This window comes from Erythrobacter sp. JB3-1, assembly GCF_057364995.1.
Window position 1 is genome coordinate 1268394 of sequence record NZ_CP200289.1, and the last position, 24115, is coordinate 1292508.

General features: G+C 58.9%; 21 protein-coding genes and 2 pseudogenes. 16 read left to right on the top strand and 7 right to left on the bottom strand.

The window, feature by feature from the left end:
• The first annotated feature begins 50 nt into the window (after window positions 1-50).
• Window positions 51-1371 (top strand): annotated as a pseudogene (locus AC0V6M_RS05990) (homoserine dehydrogenase).
• A gap of 171 nt (window positions 1372-1542) precedes the next feature.
• Here the strand turns inward: AC0V6M_RS05990 and AC0V6M_RS05995 are convergent.
• Window positions 1543-2187, bottom strand: a complete 645-nt coding sequence (locus tag AC0V6M_RS05995) for a hypothetical protein (RefSeq protein ID WP_486137930.1) — start codon at window positions 2185-2187, stop codon at window positions 1543-1545.
• 89 nt (window positions 2188-2276) lie between these two features.
• Here AC0V6M_RS05995 and glpX point away from each other — a divergent pair, with 89 nt between their 5' ends.
• A complete protein-coding gene (gene glpX / locus AC0V6M_RS06000; RefSeq protein WP_486137931.1) occupies window positions 2277-3296 on the top strand; it encodes a class II fructose-bisphosphatase in 1020 nt (339 codons plus the stop codon).
• Between the two features lie 221 nt (window positions 3297-3517).
• Here glpX and AC0V6M_RS06005 read toward each other — a convergent pair whose 3' ends face one another.
• From AC0V6M_RS06005 to AC0V6M_RS06015, 3 genes are all read right to left on the bottom strand, one after another.
• Window positions 3518-4219, bottom strand: a complete 702-nt coding sequence (locus AC0V6M_RS06005) for a transposase (RefSeq protein WP_486137932.1) — start codon at window positions 4217-4219, stop codon at window positions 3518-3520.
• A gap of 31 nt (window positions 4220-4250) precedes the next feature.
• Window positions 4251-5012: an imm11 family protein gene (locus AC0V6M_RS06010; protein WP_486137933.1), complete on the bottom strand. Its 762-nt coding sequence runs from the start codon at window positions 5010-5012 to the stop codon at window positions 4251-4253.
• A gap of 63 nt (window positions 5013-5075) precedes the next feature.
• Entirely contained in the window at window positions 5076-5717 is a 642-nt protein-coding gene (locus AC0V6M_RS06015) for a toxin-activating lysine-acyltransferase (RefSeq protein ID WP_486137934.1), read from the bottom strand.
• A gap of 233 nt (window positions 5718-5950) precedes the next feature.
• Between AC0V6M_RS06015 and AC0V6M_RS06020 the strand changes: the two genes are divergently transcribed.
• Window positions 5951-6886, top strand: a complete 936-nt coding sequence (locus AC0V6M_RS06020; protein WP_486137935.1) for a ribose-phosphate pyrophosphokinase — start codon at window positions 5951-5953, stop codon at window positions 6884-6886.
• A 17-nt stretch (window positions 6887-6903) separates the two neighbouring features.
• Here AC0V6M_RS06020 and AC0V6M_RS06025 read toward each other — a convergent pair whose 3' ends face one another.
• Window positions 6904-7854 carry a helix-turn-helix domain-containing protein gene (locus AC0V6M_RS06025; RefSeq protein WP_486137936.1) on the bottom strand — a complete coding sequence of 317 codons (951 nt, stop codon included), beginning with the start codon at window positions 7852-7854 and terminating at the stop codon, window positions 6904-6906.
• Between the two features lie 248 nt (window positions 7855-8102).
• Between AC0V6M_RS06025 and hisN the strand changes: the two genes are divergently transcribed.
• The 7 genes from hisN to pheT all read left to right on the top strand — a co-directional run bounded on the left by hisN (window position 8103) and on the right by pheT (window position 16256).
• Window positions 8103-8870, top strand: a complete 768-nt coding sequence (hisN, locus tag AC0V6M_RS06030; RefSeq protein ID WP_486137937.1) for a histidinol-phosphatase — start codon at window positions 8103-8105, stop codon at window positions 8868-8870.
• Window positions 8871-9322: 452 nt separating this feature from the next.
• Window positions 9323-10078: an imm11 family protein gene (locus tag AC0V6M_RS06035; RefSeq protein WP_486137938.1), complete on the top strand. Its 756-nt coding sequence runs from the start codon at window positions 9323-9325 to the stop codon at window positions 10076-10078.
• Window positions 10079-10923: 845 nt separating this feature from the next.
• Window positions 10924-11127, top strand: a complete 204-nt coding sequence (gene rpmI / locus AC0V6M_RS06040; protein WP_472640352.1) for a 50S ribosomal protein L35 — start codon at window positions 10924-10926, stop codon at window positions 11125-11127.
• Window positions 11128-11245: 118 nt separating this feature from the next.
• The gene (gene rplT, locus AC0V6M_RS06045) at window positions 11246-11605 is read left to right on the top strand and encodes a 50S ribosomal protein L20 (RefSeq protein ID WP_472640353.1); all 360 of its coding nucleotides are present in this window, start codon (window positions 11246-11248) and stop codon (window positions 11603-11605) included.
• Between the two features lie 131 nt (window positions 11606-11736).
• On the top strand, window positions 11737-12642 hold the full coding sequence (locus AC0V6M_RS06050; protein ID WP_486137939.1) for a helix-turn-helix domain-containing protein: 906 nt from the start codon (window positions 11737-11739) through the stop codon (window positions 12640-12642).
• Window positions 12643-12747: 105 nt separating this feature from the next.
• A complete protein-coding gene (gene pheS, locus AC0V6M_RS06055) occupies window positions 12748-13881 on the top strand; it encodes a phenylalanine--tRNA ligase subunit alpha (RefSeq protein ID WP_486137940.1) in 1134 nt (377 codons plus the stop codon).
• Window positions 13878-16256: a phenylalanine--tRNA ligase subunit beta gene (gene pheT / locus AC0V6M_RS06060; protein ID WP_486137941.1), complete on the top strand. Its 2379-nt coding sequence runs from the start codon at window positions 13878-13880 to the stop codon at window positions 16254-16256. Before pheS ends, pheT begins: the two co-directional genes overlap by 4 nt.
• Before the next feature lie 45 nt (window positions 16257-16301).
• Here the strand turns inward: pheT and AC0V6M_RS06065 are convergent, their stop codons facing one another.
• Window positions 16302-16904, bottom strand: coding sequence for a hypothetical protein (locus AC0V6M_RS06065; RefSeq protein WP_486137942.1), 603 nt, complete (start codon window positions 16902-16904; stop codon window positions 16302-16304).
• Between the two features lie 157 nt (window positions 16905-17061).
• Here AC0V6M_RS06065 and AC0V6M_RS06070 point away from each other — a divergent pair, with 157 nt between their 5' ends.
• The 6 genes from AC0V6M_RS06070 to amt all read left to right on the top strand — a co-directional run bounded on the left by AC0V6M_RS06070 (window position 17062) and on the right by amt (window position 22328).
• Window positions 17062-18594, top strand: a complete 1533-nt coding sequence (locus AC0V6M_RS06070) for a peptide chain release factor 3 (RefSeq protein WP_486137943.1) — start codon at window positions 17062-17064, stop codon at window positions 18592-18594.
• 49 nt (window positions 18595-18643) lie between these two features.
• Entirely contained in the window at window positions 18644-19525 is an 882-nt protein-coding gene (locus tag AC0V6M_RS06075) for an alpha/beta fold hydrolase (protein ID WP_486137944.1), read from the top strand.
• Complete coding sequence (locus tag AC0V6M_RS06080; protein ID WP_486137945.1) at window positions 19522-19887, top strand: GFA family protein; 366 nt, start codon at window positions 19522-19524, stop codon at window positions 19885-19887. Before AC0V6M_RS06075 ends, AC0V6M_RS06080 begins: the two co-directional genes overlap by 4 nt.
• Window positions 19887-20444: a pyridoxamine 5'-phosphate oxidase family protein gene (locus tag AC0V6M_RS06085; RefSeq protein WP_486137946.1), complete on the top strand. Its 558-nt coding sequence runs from the start codon at window positions 19887-19889 to the stop codon at window positions 20442-20444. Before AC0V6M_RS06080 ends, AC0V6M_RS06085 begins: the two co-directional genes overlap by 1 nt.
• 183 nt (window positions 20445-20627) lie before the next feature.
• Entirely contained in the window at window positions 20628-20966 is a 339-nt protein-coding gene (locus AC0V6M_RS06090; RefSeq protein ID WP_486137947.1) for a P-II family nitrogen regulator, read from the top strand.
• Window positions 20967-20978: 12 nt separating this feature from the next.
• Window positions 20979-22328: an ammonium transporter gene (amt, locus tag AC0V6M_RS06095; protein ID WP_486137948.1), complete on the top strand. Its 1350-nt coding sequence runs from the start codon at window positions 20979-20981 to the stop codon at window positions 22326-22328.
• A 176-nt stretch (window positions 22329-22504) separates the two neighbouring features.
• Here the strand turns inward: amt and AC0V6M_RS06100 are convergent.
• A pseudogene (locus AC0V6M_RS06100) lies at window positions 22505-24089 on the bottom strand (GMC family oxidoreductase).
• Between the last annotated feature and the right edge of the window lie 26 nt (window positions 24090-24115).

Consider the following 24115-nt stretch of genomic DNA (forward strand, 5'->3'; position numbering starts at 1 on the left):
TCATCCGAAGGGGTCGGTGAGCGCGCGAATCTTGAAGGGAAGCGTTGAGCATGGCGCAGACACAGCAGCCATTACGCATTGCAATTGCCGGTTTGGGCACAGTCGGTGCGGGCGTGATCTCGCCTGCTTGAAACCAATCGCGATCTGATCACGGCGCGCGCTGGGCGCAGTATCGAAGTGACCAGCGTGAGCGCGCGCGACCGGCACAAGGATCGCGGCATCGATATGTCGGCCTACAGCCGGACCGACGATATGATGACGATGAGCAGCGCGGCTGACGTGGATGTCGTGGTCGAGCTGATCGGCGGCTCTGACGGCCCCGCCTTGGCGCTCGCGAAGTCTGCTCTGGAAGGCGGCAAAGGCTTTGTCACGGCGAACAAGGCGATGATTGCCCATCACGGCATGGCGCTGGCCAATTTGGCTGACGGCAATGCGGCTGCGCTCAAGTTTGAAGCCGCGGTTGCGGGCGGCATTCCGGTGGTAAAGGGCCTGCGCGAAGGCGCGGCGGCCAATGCCATCACCCGGATCTATGGCATTCTCAACGGCACCTGCAATTACATCCTGTCAGAGATGGAGCAGACCGGCGCGGACTTTGGCGAGACCTTAGCCGAGGCGCAAAAACTGGGTTACGCGGAAGCCGACCCGACCTTTGATATCGAGGGCGTTGACGCGGCGCATAAGCTCGCGATCCTGGCCGGTATTGGCTTTGGCGCTGAGGTTGATTTTGACGCCGTGCGCACGACCGGCATCACTCAAGTGCGCAGCGCCGACATCGCTCAGGCCGATGCGCTTGGTTATGTCATCCGCTTGATCGCTCAGGCCGATGTCGATGGCGGCGAGGCGGATGCGCCGCATTTGCTCCAGCGGGTTCGCCCGTGCCTGGTGCCTAAGGATCACCCGCTCGCCCCTGTTGATGGGCCAACCAATGCCGTGGTTGCGGAAGGCAATTTCTCAGGCCGCTTACTGTTCCAGGGCGCGGGCGCGGGCGATGGCCCCACGGCGAGCGCTGTGGTGGCCGACCTTATTGATATTGCGCGCGGCGATACGGGCGCGCCGTTCTCTGTGCCCGCCGATCAGCTCAAAAAGCTGGCGCCAGCGGAACCCGGGCACCGGATGGAGCGGACTTATCTGCGCTTCACCGTGGCCGATCGCCCCGGCGTGCTGGCCGAGATCACCGCGGCGATGCGCGACGGCGATGTCTCGATTGAGAGCCTCATTCAAAAGGGCCGGCCATCGCAGGGCGATGATGTACTGGTCGCGATGGTCACGCATGAGGGGCAGGAGCGCTGCGTGCACAAAGCGCTCGACCTGCTCGAAGGCTCAGACAGCCTCACCGCGCCGCCATTGGTGATGCCAATTCTGAAGAGTTGATTTTGATTGTTGACCCTCAAGCGCTGGGCGCGGTTGCGGTCTGTCCGCTGGTGGACCGAGCCAGTTCGAACCCGGCAGGGTTCGCAAGGCCGCATGGCCGCCCGCAGCGACGCGATCTTTGATCGCATGAGCGAGGAAATCGCACATCGGATGATGTGCGGAATTCAAGAATCACTCAGGCCCATCCAAGCTGGAGCTGGGCACGCCCAGCGCCGCGCGGCGGGCTTTTTCTTCTTCCTCGGTCAGCTCACGGTCGCCCAGTGGCGGTAGGCCGCGCGCAATTCGGTCTGCATCCGATCCCTCGGGCGCTTCTGGCAGGGCCTCAACGTCGATGATGAGAGCTGGCGGTGGGACGGATCCAAAGCCAATTGCGTTGCCGTGGTTCGGAATGCCAAACGCCTCAGGTGCCTGTGGATCGCCTTCGAAAGCGGTCTCTTGCGCATAGCGCCGCTGCGCATCTTCGCGGCTGCCGCTGTAGTAATTGGAATTGTCCTCGCCGATTTGGCGGCACACGATAATGTCGCCAGAAATGCTCGCCGCATCGGCCTCTTCCTCGCAAGCGCGCACATTGCTTTCGTTCACCTCGCCGCGCGGGACTGTCACGGTGAGGTCGATCCGAAAGGGCTCATCCTCGCCTTGCGGCTCCTCATCCGTTTGATCCGTTTGAGAAACTTCCGCATTCGACACGGGGCTGTCATCTTGGGCATGCACGGGGGCGGTAAGAAAAAGCAGCGCAGCGGCAGCAGGAGAAATTGCCAAGAGATGCGGGCAATTGCGCACAATCTTTGCCGATTGGCTCGACCTGCTGCTCGACAAGGCTTGCTCCTATTGTCTAAGCGCTTGACCCAAGGCCAAAGCGTTCCACCTGCTTGGCGGCCACACACCCTGTAAGGAATGAATTCGTCATGAACACCCCCGCTGAAACAGATATGCTCGCCAGCAAGGATGAGGGCCAAGAGAACGCGCTCGACCGGGTGCTGGTGCTGGAAATGGTGCGCGTGACAGAGGCGGCCGCCGTGGCCGCTGCGCAATTGGTCGGCCGGGGCGATGAGAAAGCCGCCGATGCCGCCGCGGTGGAGGCTATGCGCCGCGCGTTTGACACGCTGTACATGGACGGCACCGTGGTGATCGGTGAGGGCGAGCGTGACGAGGCCCCGATGCTTTACATCGGCGAGAAGGTTGGCGGCGCGCCCGGCAAGGGGCCTAAGATCGACATCGCGCTCGATCCGCTGGAAGGAACCACCATCACCGCCAAGGCTGGCCCCAATGCGCTGGCCGTGTTGGCGGCGGCAGAAGAAGGCTGTCTGCTCAACGCGCCTGACACCTATATGGACAAGATCGCGGTCGGCCCCGGCTATCCCGAGGGCGTGATTGATCTGGCCAAATCGCCGACTGAGAATGTGAAAGCGGTTGCAGCGGCCAAAGGGGTGGAGCCGGGTGATATCATCATCTGCGTGCTCGACCGTCCGCGCCATGCCGATATGATTGCGGAGCTGCGCGGGCTTGGATGCGGCGTCGTGCTGATCGGCGACGGCGACGTTGCTGGCGTGATCGCGGTGACCGATGAGGAAACCAATATCGACATGTATATGGGTCAGGGCGGCGCGCCAGAGGGCGTGCTGGCTGCCGCCGCATTGCGCTGTGTCGGGGGTCAGTTCAACGGCCGCCTGGTGTTCCGCAACGAGGATGAAAAGGCCCGCGCCCGCAAATGGGGCATCACCGAATTTGACCGCATTTATAAGCTGGAAGAACTGGCGAGCGGCGATTGCATTTTTGCCGCAACCGGCGTGACGCAGGGCTCGCTGCTCGACGGAGTAAAGCGCCGCCGAAAGCCAACCGGCGAGACGATCATGACGACCGACAGCGTGGTGATGCGCGCGAGCAGCGGCACCGTGCGCTGGATCCGGGGCGAGCATAAGGTTTGAGGGAGTTGGGAGAGCGCTGAGCTTTCCTGGCTCTCGGCGGTCCTTTGCACGGTGCATGAGACGGCGCGCTCACGGGAAAGTCCCTGAACTCTCCAGTTAAGTGCACTGTCACCGTAATCCTCACCGTAATCCCGTAATCCTCATCCGTTTGATCCGTTTGAGAAACTTCCGCATCCGACACGGGGCTGTCATCTTGGGCATGCACTGTCACCGTAATTCTGTCACCGTAATTCACCTATGTCCAATGGCTCGGGTCGCTTTGTCTTCGATGTCTTCGGCCCTCGCTTTCCCGGTCTGGGATCACGCCCGACAAGCCTCTCAACCTGATCGAGAAAGTCGCTTGAACCCAGCGGGCGGCCAGTGCTCTCCGATTTGCGTAGTGCCTCGCTAAGCGCTTGTTCCTCACCGGCTGCCAACAAAGCTGCAAAGTCGGGCACGCGTTCAAGCACAGGCGCTATCTGCGTCACGCCGTCCCCTTTGGCAGGATCAAGCAGCGCATGCACACTCGACCAACGCCAGTCCTGTGCGCGATCAACCAACCGCGCCCGGACTGGATTCATCGCGACATACCGCAATGCCGCCAGCAAATGCGGCTCGTCCATCGCCACACTGCCAAAGCGCCCTTGCCAGAAATGCCCGGTCCGTTTTTCGCGAGCATGAATGCGGCCGGCATAGGCCCGGTGCACCTTGGCCATGGCTCCGCGCAGCGCGTCGACATGATCTGGCACGAGAATGAGATGAACGTGATTGGGCATCAAGACCCAGCTCCACACCGCGACCCCATAGGCGGGGCAATGCTCGGCCAGCAGATCGCGGTAAGCCGCATAGTCCTCATCGCAAAAGAACGTCTGCTGGCGCCCATTGCCGCGCTGTGTCACGTGGTGAGGTATACCGGGCAACACAAAGCGAGCAAGACGGGCCATGGCATTTGGCTATATCGCAGGATAATAGATGTCAATTAAGTGCACTGTCACCGTAATCCTCCTTCACTGGATAAAACTTCGCAGGCATTTTTAACCCTGCGTCATTGATTGCGGTATGAAGTTCGTCAGAAAAACATGTAAGGTATGGGCCAAGTCTGTTCTCACGCCACATATGGGCATCACCAAATACAGAGCGATCAAAACTTAATCCGGACAATCCCTTCTTGGTATCGTTAATATTAAATCGACCGGGATCTGGTTCAAAATATGATTTTTCGTCGCTATTTTCTGGCGAAAAACTATCAAGATAATGTCCAATGCTTAGAGTAAAGTACTTCTTGGGATAGATGCGTTCTTTTGGCATACGAATTTCCATCTCGAAAAATCCGTGAACGCCTGGCTCCAAAGTCTCAATGATTGACTTTAAATCCTCATCGACCGCAACAATCATACTGCTGCACTTAATCAGGGAACCTAGAGACTTGTAGCCGATATCTGTCTGGAGGAATCTTGGCGGCTCGTGCGGCTGGATCTCGTTGAGAGGTGGAAAATGATCGTTAATTCGGCTGCCTTTTGCTTGCGTAAACTTCTCACTGACGTACCGCGCGTACCCTTGCCCGTACTCAGCAGTTGTACCGCCAAACAGCTCCTTCTGAGCTTCTATTGGCTGTGCACAATAATGCTCACGAAGGCGCTCGCTCCACTTTTGCCCGTTCTTGCCTTTGCCATCTTCAAACGAGGCCTTGGGCCAGAAATCCCCAAAGCCGCTAGGCAAGCACAAACCCCAAACCATCACATCATCTCCTGCGCTTGTTTGTGCGCGCCGTTTTTCATCACCAAGCTTAAAACCATCTTCCTACTCGCCCTTAACCCGCATTTTCTCCAGCACTTCAGGATCGACGCTGCGCGCCACAATCGGGTGAATGGCAATCGGCTTATCGCCTGCAATCTGCTTGAAATTGGTCAGCACGGCGGTTGCCAATTGGCGATTTGGCGCGATCAGATCGAGCAGCCAGATTTTCTCGCCGCTCGCCCAATCTTCTCCGCCAAGCCGGGTTGGGAAGGCGCCGCCCTTAATCTGCTCGCGGATCTTTGCATCCACCTCGTCAGAAACGCTCGCCCAGATGGCAATGCCCGCGGTCGTGGTCGCGTCAATTTCGCCTTCCTCACCGCCTCTCTTCTTGGCCGAAGCAATGGCCAATCGGTCACGCAGCAGCGGCTCAATCACAAGGTGGTTCAGATCGCCCAGCGACTGCCCCTTATAACGCGGCAGGTTCATCATCGCGAGAACCGCCTGCCCCACGCTCATCTGAACACGCTCTCGCAGGCCCTCGAGCTTCTCGCGCATCTCCGGCGAAATTTCCGGCTTGCCCCCTGCGCTCTCAGCATCGGATTTTTCCGCCGCCGCGTTTTCGGCGACCTCAGCTTGCGCCGCGTCAGCAGCCTTAGCCGATCCATTGGCCTTACCGACCGCGGCAGATTTTCCTTTAGTTGACATAGCGAACCCCACCTAGCAGCGACGACTTACGGACCGACTGTAACGGGCTGTCACCCTTGGCATCGTATATGCTGCCAGATGTTGATGTATCGTTATGCCTTTGTGAAGCGGGTTGCCAATCACTGGCAGCGCGCCCTCACCCAATTGCGGACAAATGGGCGGCTGCCTCTGTTGCGTTTCCATGACTCTGGGCTAGGTGAGGCGGCACCAACTGCACGCGGGGATTCGCATCCATGAAAATCATGTCCGGCAATTCAAACCTGCCGCTCGCCCGGGCGATCGCCGCCTATCTCGAAATGCCTCTGACCGATGCCAGCGTGCGCCGGTTCGCGGATGAGGAAATCTTTGTCGAGATCCACGAAAACGTGCGGGGCGAGGATCTGTTTGTTGTCCAGTCGACCGGCTTTCCAGCGAACGACAATCTCATGGAGTTGCTGATCTGCATCGATGCGCTGAAACGCGCCTCGGCCAAGCGGATCACGGCGGTGGTGCCGTATTTCGGCTATGCCCGGCAGGACCGGAAGCCCGGCCCGCGCACGCCGATTTCGGCCAAGCTGGTGGCGAACCTTATTACAGAGGCGGGCGCTGACCGCGTGCTGGCGGTGGATTTGCACGCTGGCCAGATTCAGGGCTTCTTCGATATCCCAACCGACAACCTTTACGCCGCCCCGGTTATGGCGGCCGATATTCAGGCCCGCTACGGCGATCAGGATCTGATGGTTGTCTCCCCCGATGTTGGCGGCGTGGTGCGCGCCCGCGCGCTGGCCAAACGGCTCGACAATGCGCCGCTCGCGATCGTCGATAAACGCCGTGACCGCCCGGGGGAATCGGAGGTGATGAACATCATTGGTGATGTCTCTGGTCGCCATTGCATCATGATCGATGACATTGTCGATTCCGGCGGCACGCTGTGCAATGCGGCGGAGGCGTTGCTGGCGGGCGGGGCGAAATCGGTCGCCGCCTATATTACCCACGGCGTTCTATCGGGCGGCGCGGTGGCGCGGATCGACGGGTCAAAGCTGAAAGAGCTGGTGATCACCGATTCGATCCTGCCGACTGAGGCCTGCGCGGCTTCTGACCGGATCAGGGTGCTGACTATGGCGCCGCTGGTCGGCGAAGCGATCCGCCGGATCGCGGATGAAAGCAGCGTGAGCAGTTTGTTCGATTAAGGCGGACCGCGCCCGCCTCATTCACCGCGCCATGGCGGCTCGGCCCCCGGCTTAATCCGGTCGAGCTCGGCCAGGCGCCGTGCTTGGCGCGTCTCCACATTGATCCGCAAGAATAGGCGCGGCTGAGAGCGGAAAGCGGCCGGGGTTGTCCCGAAAAACGCCTTAAAATCGCGGATCAAATGCGATTGGTCGAAATAGCGCAGCAGCAGCTCGCTTTCTTCCTCCTCATCCGCCACCCCGCACAGCTGCGCCGCCAGATCGAGCGCTTTTGCCCGGCGCAAAACCGTGCTCGCCGTCATTCCGAAATCGCGCCGCACCAGCCGCTCCAGCTTGCGCGAGGACATGCCGTGCTCCGCCGCGAAATCACCCGGCGTGATGGTCGGATCGGCAAAGCTTGCATGCTCAAATGCGGCGGCCAGCGGATCGGGCTTTTCCGGCTGGACCCGCGCGATAAAGGCGCGCATCGCCTCCTCAACCGTCTGCAGCCAGTCCTCTGGCTCGGCATCAAGCGGATAGTCCTGTGCCGCGCTATTGCTGATCAGACGAAAGGGATCAGAGCGTTCAATCCGGTCGACCAGCGGCGCCATTTCGCGCCCGAGCAGGCAGGGGATCGCGCCGGGGCGAAAGCCAATGCCGATCGCGATCACATGGCCGCTGCATCCCACCGGCATATGGCGCGATTGCGGGCCAAACAGGATGGCTTCATCGCGAAACTCCATCGGCCCATCGGCGGTTTGAGCGTCCCATGTGCCGCCCATCACGATGCGAGCAAAGGCCACATCATTGCAAATGCCGCAGGCGATATGGGTGGCTTCGTCTGCCACCAGTTTCGAGGCGACCAGCCGCCCAATCCAAGGGTCCAGATCTTCGGCGGGGGCACGGCTGGCGGCGAGCGGCATTCCGCTGCGATTGACCCCAGAGCGGGGCGCAAAGTGTACCGGCGCATCTGCGCCTGCCTGTTTGCCCATGTCCGACCCGTTTAAAAGACTTGCGACTGCCCAAATGGGCTGCGGTTTGAACCACGTGCAACCCGCACCACTTATGCAGCCTATCACCCACCCTCTGGTCTATCCTCATCAGGACAGCCAATCGTCTTTAACCATAAGGCACCGCCCGGCGCCCCTGTCAATTGCAACATACCCGATCAGCGGTCAGCTAAGCCGGTGCCAACAGGCCCCTTGCATTGCCGCGCCTGTGATGAGACTGCGCGCGGATTATGACAAACAAAGACGTAGCAATCGCTCAGCGCCTGGCCGATGCGGCTGGCAATGCCATCCGCCCCCTGTTTCGCGGGGGCTGGTCGCAGGAGCGCAAGGCCGATGCCTCGCCCGTGACAGAGGCCGACCGCGCAGTCGAAGCCGCGATGCGCGCAATTATCGAGGCGGAATGTCCCGATGACGGGATCATCGGCGAGGAATATGGCACCCATAATGAAGGCGCGGGCCGGCAATGGGTGCTCGATCCAATCGATGGCACGATCAGCTTTATGGCGGGCCGCCCCATCTTTGGCACGCTGATCGCTTTGCTGCAGGATGGCTGGCCGGTGCTGGGCGTGATTGATCAGCCTATCGCCGCAGAACGCTGGGTCGGCCGCATTGGCGAGGGCACGACCTTCAACGGCCTGCCGGTGCGCACGCGGTCTTGCAAGGAACTGTCAGAGGCGACCATTGCCTCCTCCGGCCCGCAATATTTCACCGACGACCAAGGCGGCGCGTTCATGTCACTGGCCGCGCAAACATCGCAAATCGTGGTGTGGGGCGGGGACTGCTACAATTACGGGTTGCTGGCGAGCGGCCATTTGGACGTCGTGTGCGAGGCTGGGCTGAAGCTTTATGACTACGCCGCGCTGGTCCCAATTGTCGAAGGCGCAGGCGGCATGATGAGCGATTGGCAAGGCAACCCGCTGGACGCGAATTCCGACGGCACCGTGCTGGCCCTAGGCGAGCCCGCACGGCTGGAAGAAGCGCTTGAGGCGATGGGGTAGGGGTTTTGTTGCTCGGTACGCTCTATCCGGAAACGTCATCCTGAACTTGGTTCAGGATAACCGTCACAATGAGCGCGAGACCGAGGGTGTTATCCCGGATCAAGTCCGGGATGACGTCTTAAGGTAAAGCATAACGAGTGTTTGCAGTGAGACGTCACCCCAGCGGAAGCTGGGGTCTAGAGCCATACAGTGCATCGCATGGCCGCATGAGATCCCAGCTTTCGCTGGGATGACGTTGGACGGTCAAACTCCCAAACGAAACAGTAAGAAAGTCGGTCTATCAATTGCGCCATCACTGGAGCCTTCCAATGCACCCGATTGTAGCGCGCAGCGTCGATCCAGAAGTGCTGGAGAAAATGCGGGTTAAGGGCGAGTAGGGAAGCGGTGCTTGTTGCGGCAGGCGTTCTGGCAAGAAATTGGGATGTGCGCACAAACGTGCAGGAGATGATGTGATGGTTTGGGGAATGGCACTGCCGAGCGGTTTTGGCGAGTATTGGCCGTCAGGGGAGTTTGAATATGATCGCAAGAAACGTGACACAGGTTGGTACGGTCGGTTAAGGCAGCACTACGCTGAGCAAAGCCCAGAAGAACAGCGGCGAATATTTGCCTATTCGGGAGAGGATGCAGCTTGGATCTATGGCACATACCCGGTCGGGAAGTTTAAGAAGGAACCGGGGCAGAGCTGGAGAAATAGTGCGACTTGTAAGTTGGGCGACGTGGAGTCTCATGAGGTTCCACGCTCATTTGATGCTGATAAAACCTATAACTCTTTAGCGTCACTCATTTCGCTCAATGACAAAATTCTCGCCGTCGATGAGTCGTTCAAAGCGATCATTGAGCGTTTAGAACCCCAAGTCCATGAGTTCTTTCCATTCGCGCTGATGATGCCGAAAGGGAAGCCATACCCGGAGCAGTATTATATCCTGCGCATCCGACAATATTTTGATGCGTTTTCTAGGGAGGCGAGTTCTGACGACTCCTTCAGGATTTTACCTGCTTACCAAACCCTCCCAGAAAGGATTCGGCTTAACACGACAAAGAAGGCTCTTAATGGCTTGGCCATGAAGGGCTCAGTGCTAGGAGGTGCGCATCTTTGGAGGGATCGCACTTTTGAAGAGGGGCTTACTTGTTTCTCTGATGAATTGATTGCTGAGGTCCAATCCCAGGGCCTCCGTCTTCCCAAACACTATAAGCTGAAGGAGGCGTAAGCATGGCAAATGCAACCACTCCGCAGCAGGGTTTGGATACCCTTCCAAGAGCAGTTTTTGACGATTTCCGGGGGCAATATACTTAATTAATGGCATAAAATGCTCGCAATCTTAGCATGGCGACGCAGCGGTAATTGGGTGCTATCAATTTTCCTACTCAGCGCCCGCCCGCTAAGGATAGCGCATGCTTTTGCTCCGCGTCCTCCAACCTCCCACTAATCAACTAAATCGATCAATCGGCGCGTCTGTGATCGATTGGTTTTTTGGCCCTGTACTGTGTTCCAGCCGTTCCAAGCGTGCTTCAGTAGCGACGGACGGAGTGGGGAGGGAAGAGGAGTCGTTTGTGGTTCCGCAGCACATCCGTGCTGCGATGTCCTCGGCCCTGTCGGGCCTGCGGGCGGCCGCAAGGGCCTTGCGGTCGGCTGATCGCCGACCGTGCTCCGCGACCAAGCCAAATGCAAAGCTCCAAGAAGCTTGGCGCGAGGTCGCTGGCCGGGAATGGGTCGAGACCGCAGGTCTCGCAAGGGCGCACGCCCGCCCGCAGCGACGCGATCGCCAGATCGCATGAGCGAGGATAGCCAAGTGAGCGGATGCGAACGCCGGCGCTTGAGGCCCAACAAACCAGCCGAGGACATCGCGCTCGCGGATGCGAGTGCGCAAGACAAGAACGCACACCGGATGGTGTGCGGAACACAAAGACTCCCTTCCAATCCCACCAAAACGCTTGCCTACACGCGCCGCGGCCCTTATGTGGCGCGACTTCAACGACACGAATCAAGCGATTGGCCTGGCTCATTAGGGCTGCCAGGGTCGATTAGAACGTGTCTCTGATAAAGGAGAACGAAATGCCCAAGCTGAAGACCAAAAGCGGTGTGAAGAAACGCTTCAAAATCACCGCAACTGGCAAGGTCAAGCACGGCGTCGCTGGTAAGCGTCACCGTCTGATGAGCCACAATGCGAAGTATATCCGCCAAAACCGTGGCACCTCGGTCGCTTCAGACCCGGATGCACGGACGATCAAGAAATGGGCGCCTTACGGGCTTGATTGATTTGATGGGCTAGACCGCCCACTCCCTCCACCCTTCCACCCGGAACCTACCGGGTGATCATCCGGGTGGAAGGATGGAGGGAGCGGGCTGGTGCAGAACTCTACAAAGGATACTACATATGCCTCGCATTAAACGCGGCGTCACTACACGCCAAAAGCACAAGCGTCTACTCGAACAAGCCAAGGGCTATCGCGGTCGCCGCAAGAACACCATTCGCGTCGCGCGCCAAGCGGTCGAGAAGGCCGGCCAGTACGCCTACCGCGACCGTAAAGCGAAGAAGCGCAGCTTCCGCGCGATCTGGATCCAGCGCATCAACGCGGCTGTCCGCGCTGAAGGCCTGACCTACTCTCAGTTCATGCACGGCGTGAAACTGGCGGGTATTGAGCTTGACCGCAAAGTCATGGCGGACCTCGCCATGAACGAAGAAGCGGCGTTCAAGTCGATCATCACTCAGGCGAAGGCGGCATTGCCAGCTTAAGCCAGCGCTCCACGCATGGCATGCGCAGCCGCGCAGAGCCGTGTAGGAAACGCAAAACGGATAGGGCGCTGGCCGTAGAGGCTGGCGCCCTTTCGCTTGTAAAAACGCGACACATCGGCCAAACCCAGAGGATGGGTGGGCAGAGGACAAAACGCGCAAGCACCAGTAGTGCGGACTACAGCGTCCGCAGCCAGTTCTACTCGCCTTCGCCAGAGTTCGATGGCTGCTTTACGACCTTCTACCAATTGGTGCTGGAGGTCGAGGACGACAAAACCGTTACCGACCACCTGCAGCCGGAATGGGCCAATATCCGCTTCTTCGGCGGCAGCCGTCCAAACGCCAGCATTGGCACATCGCAGCTTTCTGGATCGCGCTTCACGGCGACTGGGCCAAGCTCGCTGCCATGCCAGTTTGAGCTGGGCGCATCGCGCATGTGGGGCATTGGCTTCCTGCCGCTGGGTTGGGCGCGGTTCATCGATGTCGACGCGCGCGAGCTTGCGAATGTCGGTTGTGATGGTTCAGCGCATCCTGCATTTGCGAAGTTCGAAGGGCTGGCTGACGTCTTGTGCGATGAAAGCGCGAGCGATGAGCAGCAATTGGCCGCGATTGAAGACACGATGCGTGCGCTGATGCGGCCCAATCGCGATGAGCCCAAGATCGCCCGCGTCCACAAGGCTCTGGTCGAACCCGAGCTCAATACGGTAGACGACTTGGCGCAGGCAAGCGGGATCAGCGTACGCACGCTTGAGCGGGTTTGCCGGCGGTATTTCGGCTTTGCTCCAAAGCTCCTGATCCGGCGCCAGCGCTTCATGCGCAGCCTGTCGGACTGGATGCTGCATGATAAACGGCTGTGGACCGAGGCGATGGACGATCACTATCATGATCAAGCCCAGTTCACCCGAGAGTTCCGCGAGTTCATGACGATGAACCCAAGCGACTATGCCGCTCTTGAGCATCCCATTCTGGCCTCTTTCATGGAGGCGCGGGCGCGGGTTTGGGGCAGCGCGGCGCAGACGCTGGACAAGCCACTGCGATAGACACCGAGCAAGTGATGCGCCGATCTTCACCGCAATGCGCAATTCGCGCTTTGCCAAGGCGGCGAAATCCCGCTAGCGGACCGGCTCAAACCTTTGGGCTAGACCATGACTGAATTGACATCACAAAAAGACGCCGCACTCGCGGCAATCTCTGCAGCCGATACGCTCGATGCGCTGGAAGAACAGCGCGTTGGTGCGCTGGGCAAAAAGGGCTGGGTGAGCCTGGCGCTGAAGACTTTGGGCCAGATGAGCCCGGAAGAGCGCAGCGAAGCAGCGCCCGCGATCCAGGCGATCCGCGCCGAGGTGGCCGATGCGATTGCGGCGAAAAGGCAAGCGCTGGAGGCCGCTCAGCTCGAAGCGCAGCCGGCCAGCGAAACGCTCGACCTTACGCTGCCAGCGCCTGACATCGCCATGGGTTCGGTCCACCCGGTTAGCCAGGTGATGGACGAGCTGGCAGAGATCTTCGCCGACCTCGGCTTTGCGGTCGCAACCGGCCCAGAGATCGAAGACGATTGGCACAACTTCACCGCGCTCAACATGGACGAGAGCCATCCTGCGCGCGCGATGCACGATACGTTCTACTTCCCAGACAAGGCAGCGGATGGTGGCCAATCGGCCTCAAGTAGCGAAGCGGTAGGCCATAAAATGCTGCTCAGGACGCACACCTCACCGGTGCAGATCCGCAGCATGAAAGAACAGGGCGCGCCGATCCGCTTGATCGCGCCGGGCCGTGTCTATCGCAGCGATAGCGACGCGACCCACACGCCAATGTTCCATCAGGTCGAGGGCCTGGTGATCGACAAGCACATTCACCTCGGCCATCTCAAATGGACGCTGGAGACATTCTTCAAGGCGTTCTTTGAGCGCGAAGACATCACCTTGCGTCTGCGCCCATCATACTTCCCGTTCACTGAACCCAGCGTTGAGGTTGATGTTGGCTACTCCAACGAAGGCGATCGCCGCGTTGTCGGCGGGCACGGCGATGAGCCGGGCTATGACTGGATGGAGCTGGGCGGCAGCGGGATGGTGAACCGCCGTGTGCTTGAGTTTGCCGGGATCGACACGGACGAATATCAGGGCTTTGCTTTTGGCCTCGGGATCGACCGCATCGCCATGCTGAAATATGGCATGAACGACCTGCGCGCTTTCTTCGATGGCGATCCGCGCTGGCTGGCGCATTATGGCTTCTCGCCGTTTGATCAGCCGACCCTCTCCGCTGGTGTAGGAGCGCGCGCATGAAGTTCTCTGTCACATGGCTCAAAGACCACCTCGAAACCGACGCAACGCTGAGCGAGATCACCAATGCGCTGACCGCAATCGGGCTTGAGGTTGAAGGCGTTGAAGACCCGGCTGAAAGGCTCGCGGGTTTCAAAGTGGCCAAAGTCCTGACCGCTGAAAAGCATCCTGACGCTGACAAGCTGCAAGTGCTGAGCGTCGACACAGGCGAGGGCGATCCGCTGCAGGTTGTATGCGGCGCGCCCAATGCGCGTGCGGGAATGAAGGGTGTGCTGGGCCTGCCGGGCGCGGTGGTGCCTGCCAATGGCATGCAGCTTCGTAAAAGCGCGATCCGCGGCGTGGAGAGCAACGGCATGATGTGCTCCGTGCGCGAGCTAGAGCTCGGCGATGAGCATGACGGCATCATTGAGCTGCCTGACGATGCGAGCGTCGGCCATGCCTTTGCCGACTACCAAGGTTCCTCGCCGATCATTGATGTCGCGATCACGCCGAACCGGCCTGATTGCATGGGCGTATACGGAATTGCGCGCGATCTAGCGGCGGCGGGCCTTGGCACGCTGAAGCCGATTGCGTTTCCTAAATTCGACGCTGCGGGCGAATGCCCTGCGGCGGTGCGGATCGAGGATGCCGAAGGTGTTCCCGCTTACTATGCCCGCGTCATCAAGGGAGTGAAAAACGGGCCATCGCCTGACTGGCTCCAGCAACGTTTGGCCAGTGCGGGCCAGAAACCGATCTCGTTGCTCGTCGACCTTACAAACTACTTGATGTTTGCCTATGGGCGGCCGGCACACGTCTATGACTACGGCAAGCTTTCCGGCGCAATGGTGGCGCGGCGAGCCGTTGATGGCGAGCAAGTCACCACGCTCAACGAAAAAACCTACACCCTTGATCCCAGTGTCACCGTGATTGCCGACGATAACGGTGTGCACGATCTGGCTGGCATTATGGGCGGGCTGGACACGGGATGCTCGCATGAGACGAGCGATGTGTTGTTGGAGATCGCATACTTTGATCCTGCGCAAATCGGTGTGACGGGCCGGAAGCTTGGCCTCGCTTCGGATGCGCGCACGCGGTTTGAGCGCGGCGTCGACCCGGCATTTCTTGATGATGGCCTAGATCTACTCACTGGTCTGATTGTTGAGCTTGGGGGTGGTTCGCCAAGCGAGGTAGTGCGTGCCGGCACACCGCCGAGTACGGCCAAAGTGGTTGCATTCGATACGGAGCTCACCGCAAAATTGGGTGGTGTTGAAGTCGCGGTTGATGAACAACGCCGCATTCTCGAAAGTCTGGATTTCACGGTGTCCGACGATTGGCAGGTGACCTGTCCTTTGCGCCGCAATGATATCGAAGGTGCAGCCGATCTGGTCGAAGAAGTCGTGCGTATTCACGGCCTCGATAAGGTGGAAAGCGTGGCCTTGCCGCGCATGGACGGAGTCGCCCGGCCAACCGCGACACCGGCTCGGCTGCTTGAGCGCAAATTGCGCCGCGCTGCGGCTGGCTGCGGGCTGGATGAAGCAATCACGTGGTCGTTTATTTCCGAGGACGAGGCTGATGCGGTTGGCGGCGGGCATTGGTCGCTCGACAATCCGATCAGCGAAGATTTGAAAGTGATGCGCCCATCGCTGTTGCCTGGCCTTTTGTCGGCGGCACGGCGTAGTTTTGATCATGGCTCTTCCAGCGTCCGCTTGTTCGAAATAGGCCGGCGCTACCTGGCAGATGGAGAATATCCGGCGCTTGTTGCCGTGATGGCGGGCGATGCTGCGCCGCGTTCTTGGCAACATGGCAAAGCGCGCAGTTTCGATGCTTATGATGCCAAGGCGAAGTGCTTGGCCTTGCTCGAAGCAGCGGGCGCGCCAGTCGACAGATTGCAAGTCATGGGTGAGGCGGGCGATATTTATCACCCCGGCCAGTCTGCAACTTTGCGTCTAGGACCAAAGAACCGCATCGCCAGCTTTGGGATGGTCCATCCGACCGTACTTAAGGCTTTTGGGATTGGCGTTCCTGTCGCCGCTTTTGGCATTCACCTCGATGCGATCCCGGCGAAAAAGGCGGGCAAAGATTCAATTAGCTTTGCGCGGCCAAGCTTTGCCCCGCCAGCCTTGCAATCGGTGACGCGCGATTTTGCGTTTTTGGTGCCAGAGGCGCTTGCGGCGGGTGACCTACTGCGCGCGGTTCAAGGCGCGGATAAGGCGAACATTGTGGGCGCGCGGGTGTTCGACCTGTTTACCGGCGGCAATGTCCCAGAGGGTCAGAAGTCACTCGCGATTGAGGTAACTCTGCAGCCCGGCGAAAAGAGCTTCAAGGATGCGGAACTGGCCGAGATTTCGGACAAGATTGTCGCAGCTGCGGCTAAGCACGGAGCGGAGCTGCGCGGCTAAGCGCCGCGCGCTTCAGCTCGGATAGACAGGCGCGTGTTGGCGGGGCTAGTCGCCCCAGCCATCCGCGCTATCTGAGCCGCTTGCGCCCCAGTCTTCGCCGTATTCCTTCTCAAACTTCTCGCGCTTTTCTTGTGCGGCCATCTCGCGTTCCATCTCGCTAAAGGCCACCATGGTCTCATTTGCGGCATTGATCCGTTCTTGAACTTCTCCGCCTTGGGCAGAGAGCATGGCTTTCGCGGCAGGGGATGTGGCGAACATCATGTCGAAAGGGCGCCCTTCGATAGTTGAGGCGATTTGTTCCTCAGCCGCCTTTTGGGCCATTGCATCGGCAGGTGCGCTTTCACCTTTGTGGAGCTGTTCGAACTTCGAAGTGACACGGGTGCCATCGCCATCTGGCGCAATGGTCGCCACGATCCGAAAGACATCACCGCCCAGCTCATCGTTGGCGGTGATCACAAAAGTGTTGGGGCTGGGGTTGGTGACAGTCTCGCCGACAACACTGCTTCCCATGATGGCCACCGGCAGCTTGGCGCCCTTCAAAGCCTTTGCAACTTGTTCAGGAGATTTCTCGAAATATTGGCCCGATGCCCCGCATGCAGACAGAAAGAGGGCACAAAGACCGGAAATAAGAATTCTGTAAATCGCCATTTGCACCCCCTATTTGTGGAGCCGATTTCGCAGATTGATCTTACCAGTCGGTAAACTGATGCCGCCGAGTGGTGCACGCTCAGGGGGGATGTAGACGGGTTCAGCGCTTGCGGCTAAGGCGCGCGCTCCATGTCCAACGGTGCTTTAAGCTAAACCTATGTCCAACCGCCGCACATTCGCGATCATCTCTCACCCCGATGCGGGTAAGACCACGCTGACGGAAAAGCTGCTGCTGCAAGGCGGGGCGATCCACTTGGCGGGCGAGGTGAAGGCGCGCGGGCAAGCGCGGCGGGCGCGCTCTGACTGGATGAAGATCGAGCAGCAGCGCGGTATCTCGGTCACCTCGTCAGTGATGACGTTTGAAAAAGAGTATGATGGTGAGAAAATCACCTTCAACTTGCTCGACACGCCGGGTCACGAGGATTTTTCTGAGGACACCTACCGGACGCTGACCGCGGTCGACAGTGCGGTGATGGTGATCGATGCGGCCAAGGGTATTGAGCCGCAGACCCGTAAATTGTTTGAAGTTTGCCGGCTGCGCAGCGTGCCCATCATCACCTTCATCAACAAGGTCGACCGCGAAGGGCGCCCTGGCTTTGAACTGATGGATGAGGTTGCAGAGATGCTGGCGCTGGATGTCAGCCCGCAAGGCTGGCCAATTGGCATGGGCGGCCAATTTGAAGGCGTACTCGATTTTGAAAGCGGCGCAGTCAGCCGCCCGGAAGGCCCGTCGAAGGAATTCCTCGGCACCCGTGACGCAGACGCGGACATTCCCGCTGAATGGGCCGAAGAGGCTGAGTTGGCGCAAGTGGGCTATCCCGAGTTTGACCTTGAGGCTTACCGCAATGGCGATTTGACCCCGGTCTACTTCGGATCGGCGCTTAAGAATTTCGGCGTTACCGAACTAATCGATGCGATTGCGAAGCATGCCCCGCCGCCGCGCCCGCAGCCAGCAGGCGACGATCAGATCACACCCGAGCATGATGAGGTTACTGGCTTCATCTTCAAGGTACAGGCCAATATGGACCCCAATCACCGGGACAGGATCGCCTTTATGCGCCAAGTGTCCGGCACTTTTAAGCGCGGCATGAAACTGACCCCCTCTGGGCTGGGCAAGCCGATTGCGATCCATTCCCCGATCCTGTTTTTCGCGCAGGACCGAGAGATTGCCGACACCGCCGAGGCGGGCGATATTATTGGCATTCCAAACCACGGCACTTTGCGCGTGGGCGACACTCTTAGCGAGCAAAACAAAGTCCGCTTCACCGGCCTACCCAATTTTGCGCCAGAAATCCTGCGCCGGGTCCAGCTCAAAGATCCGACCAAGACCAAGCAGCTGCGCAAGGCCTTGGATGACCTCAGTGAAGAAGGTGTGATCCAGGTGTTCTACCCAGAGCTTGGCGCGCAGCATATTGTCGGCGTGGTTGGTCAGCTCCAGCTGGAGGTGCTGATCTCGCGGTTGTTGGCGGAATATAAAGTTGAGGCGGGACTAGAGGCTGCGCCGTTTGCCACCGCCCGCTGGGTCAAAGGTGAAGGCCAGGCGCTTACCGACTTTGAGAGCTTCAACCGAGCCAACCTTGCCAAAGACCGCGACGGTGATCTGGTGTTCATGGCTAAGAGCCCGTGGGACGTGAATTATCAGGAAGAGAAGAACCCAGAGCTCAAATTCTCTGCCACCAAAGAACGCTAGGCTCAGCTCGAGGTTGCAGCGCAGCAATGTTCGCGGCATGGGACATTGCATGACTGTATCAGGCCCAACCTCTCAGACGTTTTTCTCTCAGCGCATAAAGCTCAATTATTTCGATTGGGCGCAAAGCGATGCTGACCGCGCAAAGCCCAAGCTGGTGCTGGTGCACGGCGGGCGCGACCACGCGCGCAGCTGGGACTGGACGGCTGAGCAGCCGTGCGCCGATTATCACGTGGTGGCGATGGATCACCGCGGGCATGGCGACAGTGACTGGGTGTCTGATGGCAATTACCAGTCGGGCGATATGGTCTATGATCTGGCGCAGCTGATCCACCAATTGGGCAGTGGGCCTGTGACCATTGTCAGCCATTCCATGGGCGGCAATGTCGCCCTTCGCTATGCGGGCACCTTTCCTGAAATGGTCACGAAGCTGGTCGCGATTGAAGGCCTTGGTCCTAGCCCTGAATGGAAGGCCGAGCAGCGTGTAACGCCATATCCAGAACGCCTTGCGGAATGGATCGGGAAGAAGCGCAAAGCGGCTGGGCGAACCCCGCGCAAATACGAGAGCATCGAGGCCGCGTTCGCGCGCATGATCGAGGAAAACTCCTACCTAACCGAGGAGCAGGCGCGGCACCTGACCGTGCACGGGGTCAACCGCAATGAGGATGGCACCTACGGCTGGAAATTCGATCCGCATCTCAATGTCTGGGGCGTTGAAGACGTGGCGGATGAATTCATCGAGCAGACTTGGGGCGCGATCACATGCCCCACTTTGCTGCTTTATGGCGCGGACAGCCGGGCCTCCAATCCAGAGAAAGACGGGCGGCTCAAGCATTTCAACACCGCTCAAGTCATCGAATTTGAAAAGGCCGGGCATTGGTTGCACCATGACCAGTTCGACAAGTTTATGAACGTGCTAAGAGACTTTCTTTGACGGGGCGAAGGCCAAGGGAGCGTCATTCAGGCGGCTGTCATTGCGGTGCCGTGCAGTTTGCAATCAAGACAGACTTTCCCGAACTCACCACTTGTGATTGCTCCATCTGCGCCCGCAAGAACGCTTTGATGGTGAAGGTGCACGAAACCGACTTTGAATTGCTCGCAGGCGCTGAGGCGCTCCGTGAATATCAATTCCACACAATGACTGCGCAGCACTTTTTTTGCGGGGCATGCGGTATCTACCCGTTCCATAGGAAGCGGGTGACACCGGACTTTATTGGGATCAATGTGTTTTGTCTGGAAGATTTCGACCCGGCGGGCATTCCGGTGCGCGCAACCATAGGTAAGGATATGGACTGATGGCTGAGTTTTTTGATGCGCTGAATGACAAGCACACCGCCATGATCGAAGCGCAGCCTGTGTTCTTCGTGGCGACCTCGGCGCCGATTGGGCGCATCAACCTCAGTCCAAAAGGCTATGATGCCTTTCGCATTCTTGGCCCTAAACGCGTTGCCTATCTCGATCTCGGCGGGTCCGGCAATGAAACGCACGCGCATCTTGGCGCGGATGGGCGCATCACGATCATGTTCTGCAATTTTCAGCAGCCGGCGAATATCCTGCGGATTTATGGGCGCGGTGTCCCTGTGCTGCCTCAGGATGACGGCTGGGATAATTTGGCGAGCCATTTCACGATGCTGCCAGGCACGCGCCAAATCTTTGCGATTGATATCGAAAGTGTTCAGACCGGCTGCGGCTGGGGCGTCCCGCTGATGACGCTGGAGACAGAGCGGGAGACGCTGAAGAAAGCGCATCGGCAATCTGACCCGGCGGAATGGGAGGCAAAAATGGCGACTCGCATCAGCAGCATTGATGGCCTGCCAACGCGCCCAACCGATCGCTATATCGCGGGTGAATAACTGCGTTGCAGTTGCCCTGACTGCCTAAAAAATAAACAAGAGGTTAAAAATTAGGCAGGCCGCTTTAGGTGGTTAACCCTAGAACTCGCGCTTCTCCGCGATTCCGCTCTGCTGCCGAAACTGGCACGCCTTTTGCTGCTCAATACGCGCCGGGGCTGACCGGCGGAAATTGAGGGGGCACGGATGAAGTTCATCATCGCCATCATAAAACCATTCAAACTCGATGAAGTCCGCGAAGCGCTGGGCAGCATCGGTGTCGCCGGTATGACCGTTTCTGAAGTCAAAGGATTTGGCCGCCAAAAAGGCCAGACCGAAATTTACCGCGGCGCAGAATATTCGACCAACATGCTGCCTAAGGTGAAACTCGAGATTGCAGCCAGCGACGAGATCGCTGCGCAAGTCGTTGAGACCATCCAGCAAACCGCCAACACCGACGCGATCGGCGATGGCAAGATTTTCATGCTCGATCTCGCATCGGCAACCCGGATTCGCACAGGCGAAGCCGGCGAAACAGCGCTTTAAGGGGGCAATCAAATGAAGCGAACTCTCCTATCTTTTGCAGCCCTTGCGACGGGCAGCATGGCATTGGCTTCGCCTGCCATGGCCGCTGCTCCGGCTGCCGGAGTTGTTTCTGACGGAACTGCCTACATCCTCAACACCTTGTTGTTCATGATTGGCGGTTTTCTGGTTATGTGGATGGCCGCTGGCTTTGCCATGTTGGAAGCTGGTCTGGTCCGTTCGAAAAACACCTCAACACAGTGCCTCAAGAATATCGGTCTCTATTCGATCGCTGGTCTGATGTTCTGGGTCGTCGGTTATAACATTGCCTACCCAGGATTTGACGGCGCTGGCTGGTTCGGAATGGCTGGCACGATTTACCCGATGCAGGGTGTCGGCGAGGCTGACCTTGATACTGGCTATTCGGTCGCCTCCGACTGGTTCTTCCAAATGGTGTTCTGCGCCACCACCGCTTCGATTGTTTCGGGCACCGTGGCAGAGCGCGTGAAGATTGTTCCATTCTTTATCTTCGTCTTTTTGCTCACTGGCTTCATCTATCCCGTTGTCGTCGGCTGGGAATGGGGCGCAGGTTCACTTGACGCGATGGGCTTCTCCGATTTCGCAGGCTCCACTCTGGTCCACTCGACCGGCGGCTGGGCGGCTTTGGTAGGCGCTATCATCATTGGTGCCCGCGCTGGCCGCTATGGCCCGGATGGCAAAGTCAACGTTTTCCCAGGGGCGAATGTGCCACTGGCAACCTTGGGTACGTTCATTCTGTGGCTAGGTTGGTTCGGCTTCAACGGCGCGTCTCAACTTGCCATGGGCACCGTTGGTGACGTGTCTGATGTGTCGAAAATTTTCGTCAACACCAACATGGCCGCAGCCGGCGGTGTTGTGACGGCGATCCTGCTGACGCTGATCCGTTATAAGAAGGCCGATGTAACCATGGCTTTGAACGGCGCATTGGCGGGATTGGTCTCGATCACTGCTGAACCACTGGCTCCAACGGTCGGATCTTCGATCCTGATCGGTGCAGTCGGCGGCGCCATCGTAGTGTTCACTGTACCGCTTCTTGATAAGCTGAAAATTGACGACGTCGTTGGCGCAATTCCGGTTCACCTGTTCGCAGGGATCTGGGGTACGCTGGCAGTTGCTTTCAACACTCAGTCAGAAGTTGACGGCGTCACTCTCACAATGGGCCAGCAATTCGGCGTCCAAGGTATTGGCGTCCTTGTTACTGCGCTCTTTGTTTCTGCAGCCTCGGCCATCGTCTGGCTTGCCCTGAAGTACACCATTGGCGTGCGTCCGAGCGAAGAAGACGAAATGAACGGCCTCGATAAGGCAGAGATTGGCGTGGAAGCCTATCCAGAATTCGCGCGCAGTTAAGTCGCGCAACCCAGTTTAGCGGGGGAGTACTCTCCTCTCCCACTCCCTCCGCTAACCTTTGTTCCTCCTGCGAACAAACAACTTTTGATAGGCCGGAGCGTCCAATGCGCTCCGGCCTCTTTTTTGTCTTAACTTGCAGCTCTGGTTTGCGAGTGGCCTTGCTTGGCCCGCGTTGCTCAGGCGGTCGCTGCCTTCACAAAATCTGCGCAGCGTTCGCCGATCATGATGCTCGGTGCATTGGTGTTGCCGCTGACGATTTTGGGCATCACGCTGGCATCCGCGATCCATAGTCCGTCAAGCCCGCGCACTTTGAGCGTCGGGTCAACCACGCTGTCCTTGTCGCTGCCCATGCGGCAGGTGCCGACCGGGTGATAGACGGTGTCGGAACGTTCTCTGATGAGACTGTCGAGCTCGTCGTCATTGTCGAGGTCAATTGGGTGCCGATCCGTGGGGCCATATTTTTGCAGTGCAGGGGCATCCACAATCCGATGAGAGACACGCACGCCTGCTCTTAGGACCGCGAGATCCCGCTCATCATCGAGGAAATTGGGATCGATCATTGGCGCGTCGGTTGCGCGGCGCGATGCCAACCGCACCGTGCCCCGGCTTTCCGGGCGCAGGACGCAGGCGTGCAGAGAAAAGCCATGCTCTTTGATTTTCTCGCGGCCGTGATCCTCCAGAATGGCAGGCACAAAATGCCATTGCACGTCGGGTGCGGGGCTGTCTGGCATAACCGTCCAGAACCCCCGCCTCGGCATAGCAGGTGGTCATCACGCCAGTGCGGCTGCGGCGATGCTCGAGCATGGCGGCGGCCATTCGCAATGTGCCTTTCAGCGTCCCGCCAATCGGTACATCGCTTTCGGTTTCCCAGCCAGAGACATAGTCCAAATGGTCTTGCAGATTGGCACCAACCTCTGGCCGGTCGAGCGCTACGGGGATGCCGCGCTCTTGCAAATGCGCACCCGGACCAACACCTGACAGCATCAAGATTTGCGGGCTATTAAATGCTCCGGCGGACAGGATGACGCCGCGTTTTGCATAGAGCATTTCGCTGCGCCGACCGCGCTTGACCCGAACGCCTGTCACGCGGCCTTGCTCAATCACCAGCTTCTCAACCACTGTGCCCGTGCGGATCGCGAAATTGCCCTGCTCGCGAATGGGCTCGACGTAGGCGCGGGCCGCGGACCAACGCTCGCCATTGCGCTGTGTCACTTGGTAGAGGCCAAAGCCCTCTTGGGTCTCGTCATTGAAATCATCATTGCGGCGCAGCTGCATCTCGCCAGCCGCTTCGACGAAGGCATGGCTGGTCGGGTTGGGTGAGATCAGGTCGGACACAAACAACGGTCCGCCCGCGCCGTGATAATCATCCGCGCCGCGTTCGTTGGCTTCCGCCTTTTTGAAATAGGGCAGCACGTCCTCATAGGCCCAGCCGGTGCAGCCCATCGCCGCCCAATTGTCATAGTCCCAGGCGTTGCCGCGAATATAGACCATCGCGTTAATCGCCGAAGATCCGCCAAGGCCTTTGCCGCGCGGTTGATAGCCGATCCGGCCATTCAGCCCCTTTTGCGGGACGGTGTCGAACTTATAATTCGACGAATTGCGGATGAAGGGCATGAAGCCGGGGGTCTTGATCAGGACGTTGTCATTGCGCCCACCTGCCTCGATCAAGCACACGCGCTTGGTACCATCGACGGCGAGCCGTCCTGCCGCTGCGCTGCCGCCGCTACCACCGCCGATGACGATGTAATCGAAGCTTTCCATGATCTCTCCTCTTGGAGGTGACAGGC

Bases quoted from the DNA above. Each gene is read 5' to 3' on its own strand.
- AC0V6M_RS06090 (WP_486137947.1), top strand. From the start codon at position 20,628: ATGAAGTTCATCATCGCCATCATAAAACCATTCAAACTCGATGAAGTC.
- AC0V6M_RS06075 (WP_486137944.1), top strand. From the start codon at position 18,644: ATGACTGTATCAGGCCCAACCTCTCAGACGTTTTTCTCTCAGCGCATA.
- pheS (WP_486137940.1), top strand. From the start codon at position 12,748: ATGACTGAATTGACATCACAAAAAGACGCCGCACTCGCGGCAATCTCT.
- rplT (WP_472640353.1), top strand. From the start codon at position 11,246: ATGCCTCGCATTAAACGCGGCGTCACTACACGCCAAAAGCACAAGCGT.
- pheT (WP_486137941.1), top strand. From the start codon at position 13,878: ATGAAGTTCTCTGTCACATGGCTCAAAGACCACCTCGAAACCGACGCA.
- AC0V6M_RS06050 (WP_486137939.1), top strand. From the start codon at position 11,737: ATGGGTGGGCAGAGGACAAAACGCGCAAGCACCAGTAGTGCGGACTAC.
- glpX (WP_486137931.1), top strand. From the start codon at position 2,277: ATGAACACCCCCGCTGAAACAGATATGCTCGCCAGCAAGGATGAGGGC.
- AC0V6M_RS06015 (WP_486137934.1), bottom strand. From the start codon at position 5,717: ATGTCAACTAAAGGAAAATCTGCCGCGGTCGGTAAGGCCAATGGATCG.
- rpmI (WP_472640352.1), top strand. From the start codon at position 10,924: ATGCCCAAGCTGAAGACCAAAAGCGGTGTGAAGAAACGCTTCAAAATC.
- AC0V6M_RS06085 (WP_486137946.1), top strand. From the start codon at position 19,887: ATGGCTGAGTTTTTTGATGCGCTGAATGACAAGCACACCGCCATGATC.
- hisN (WP_486137937.1), top strand. From the start codon at position 8,103: ATGACAAACAAAGACGTAGCAATCGCTCAGCGCCTGGCCGATGCGGCT.
- AC0V6M_RS06025 (WP_486137936.1), bottom strand. From the start codon at position 7,854: ATGGGCAAACAGGCAGGCGCAGATGCGCCGGTACACTTTGCGCCCCGC.
- AC0V6M_RS06035 (WP_486137938.1), top strand. From the start codon at position 9,323: ATGGTTTGGGGAATGGCACTGCCGAGCGGTTTTGGCGAGTATTGGCCG.
- amt (WP_486137948.1), top strand. From the start codon at position 20,979: ATGAAGCGAACTCTCCTATCTTTTGCAGCCCTTGCGACGGGCAGCATG.
- AC0V6M_RS06005 (WP_486137932.1), bottom strand. From the start codon at position 4,219: ATGGCCCGTCTTGCTCGCTTTGTGTTGCCCGGTATACCTCACCACGTG.
- AC0V6M_RS06070 (WP_486137943.1), top strand. From the start codon at position 17,062: ATGTCCAACCGCCGCACATTCGCGATCATCTCTCACCCCGATGCGGGT.
- AC0V6M_RS06065 (WP_486137942.1), bottom strand. From the start codon at position 16,904: ATGGCGATTTACAGAATTCTTATTTCCGGTCTTTGTGCCCTCTTTCTG.
- AC0V6M_RS06010 (WP_486137933.1), bottom strand. From the start codon at position 5,012: ATGGTTTGGGGTTTGTGCTTGCCTAGCGGCTTTGGGGATTTCTGGCCC.
- AC0V6M_RS06020 (WP_486137935.1), top strand. From the start codon at position 5,951: ATGAAAATCATGTCCGGCAATTCAAACCTGCCGCTCGCCCGGGCGATC.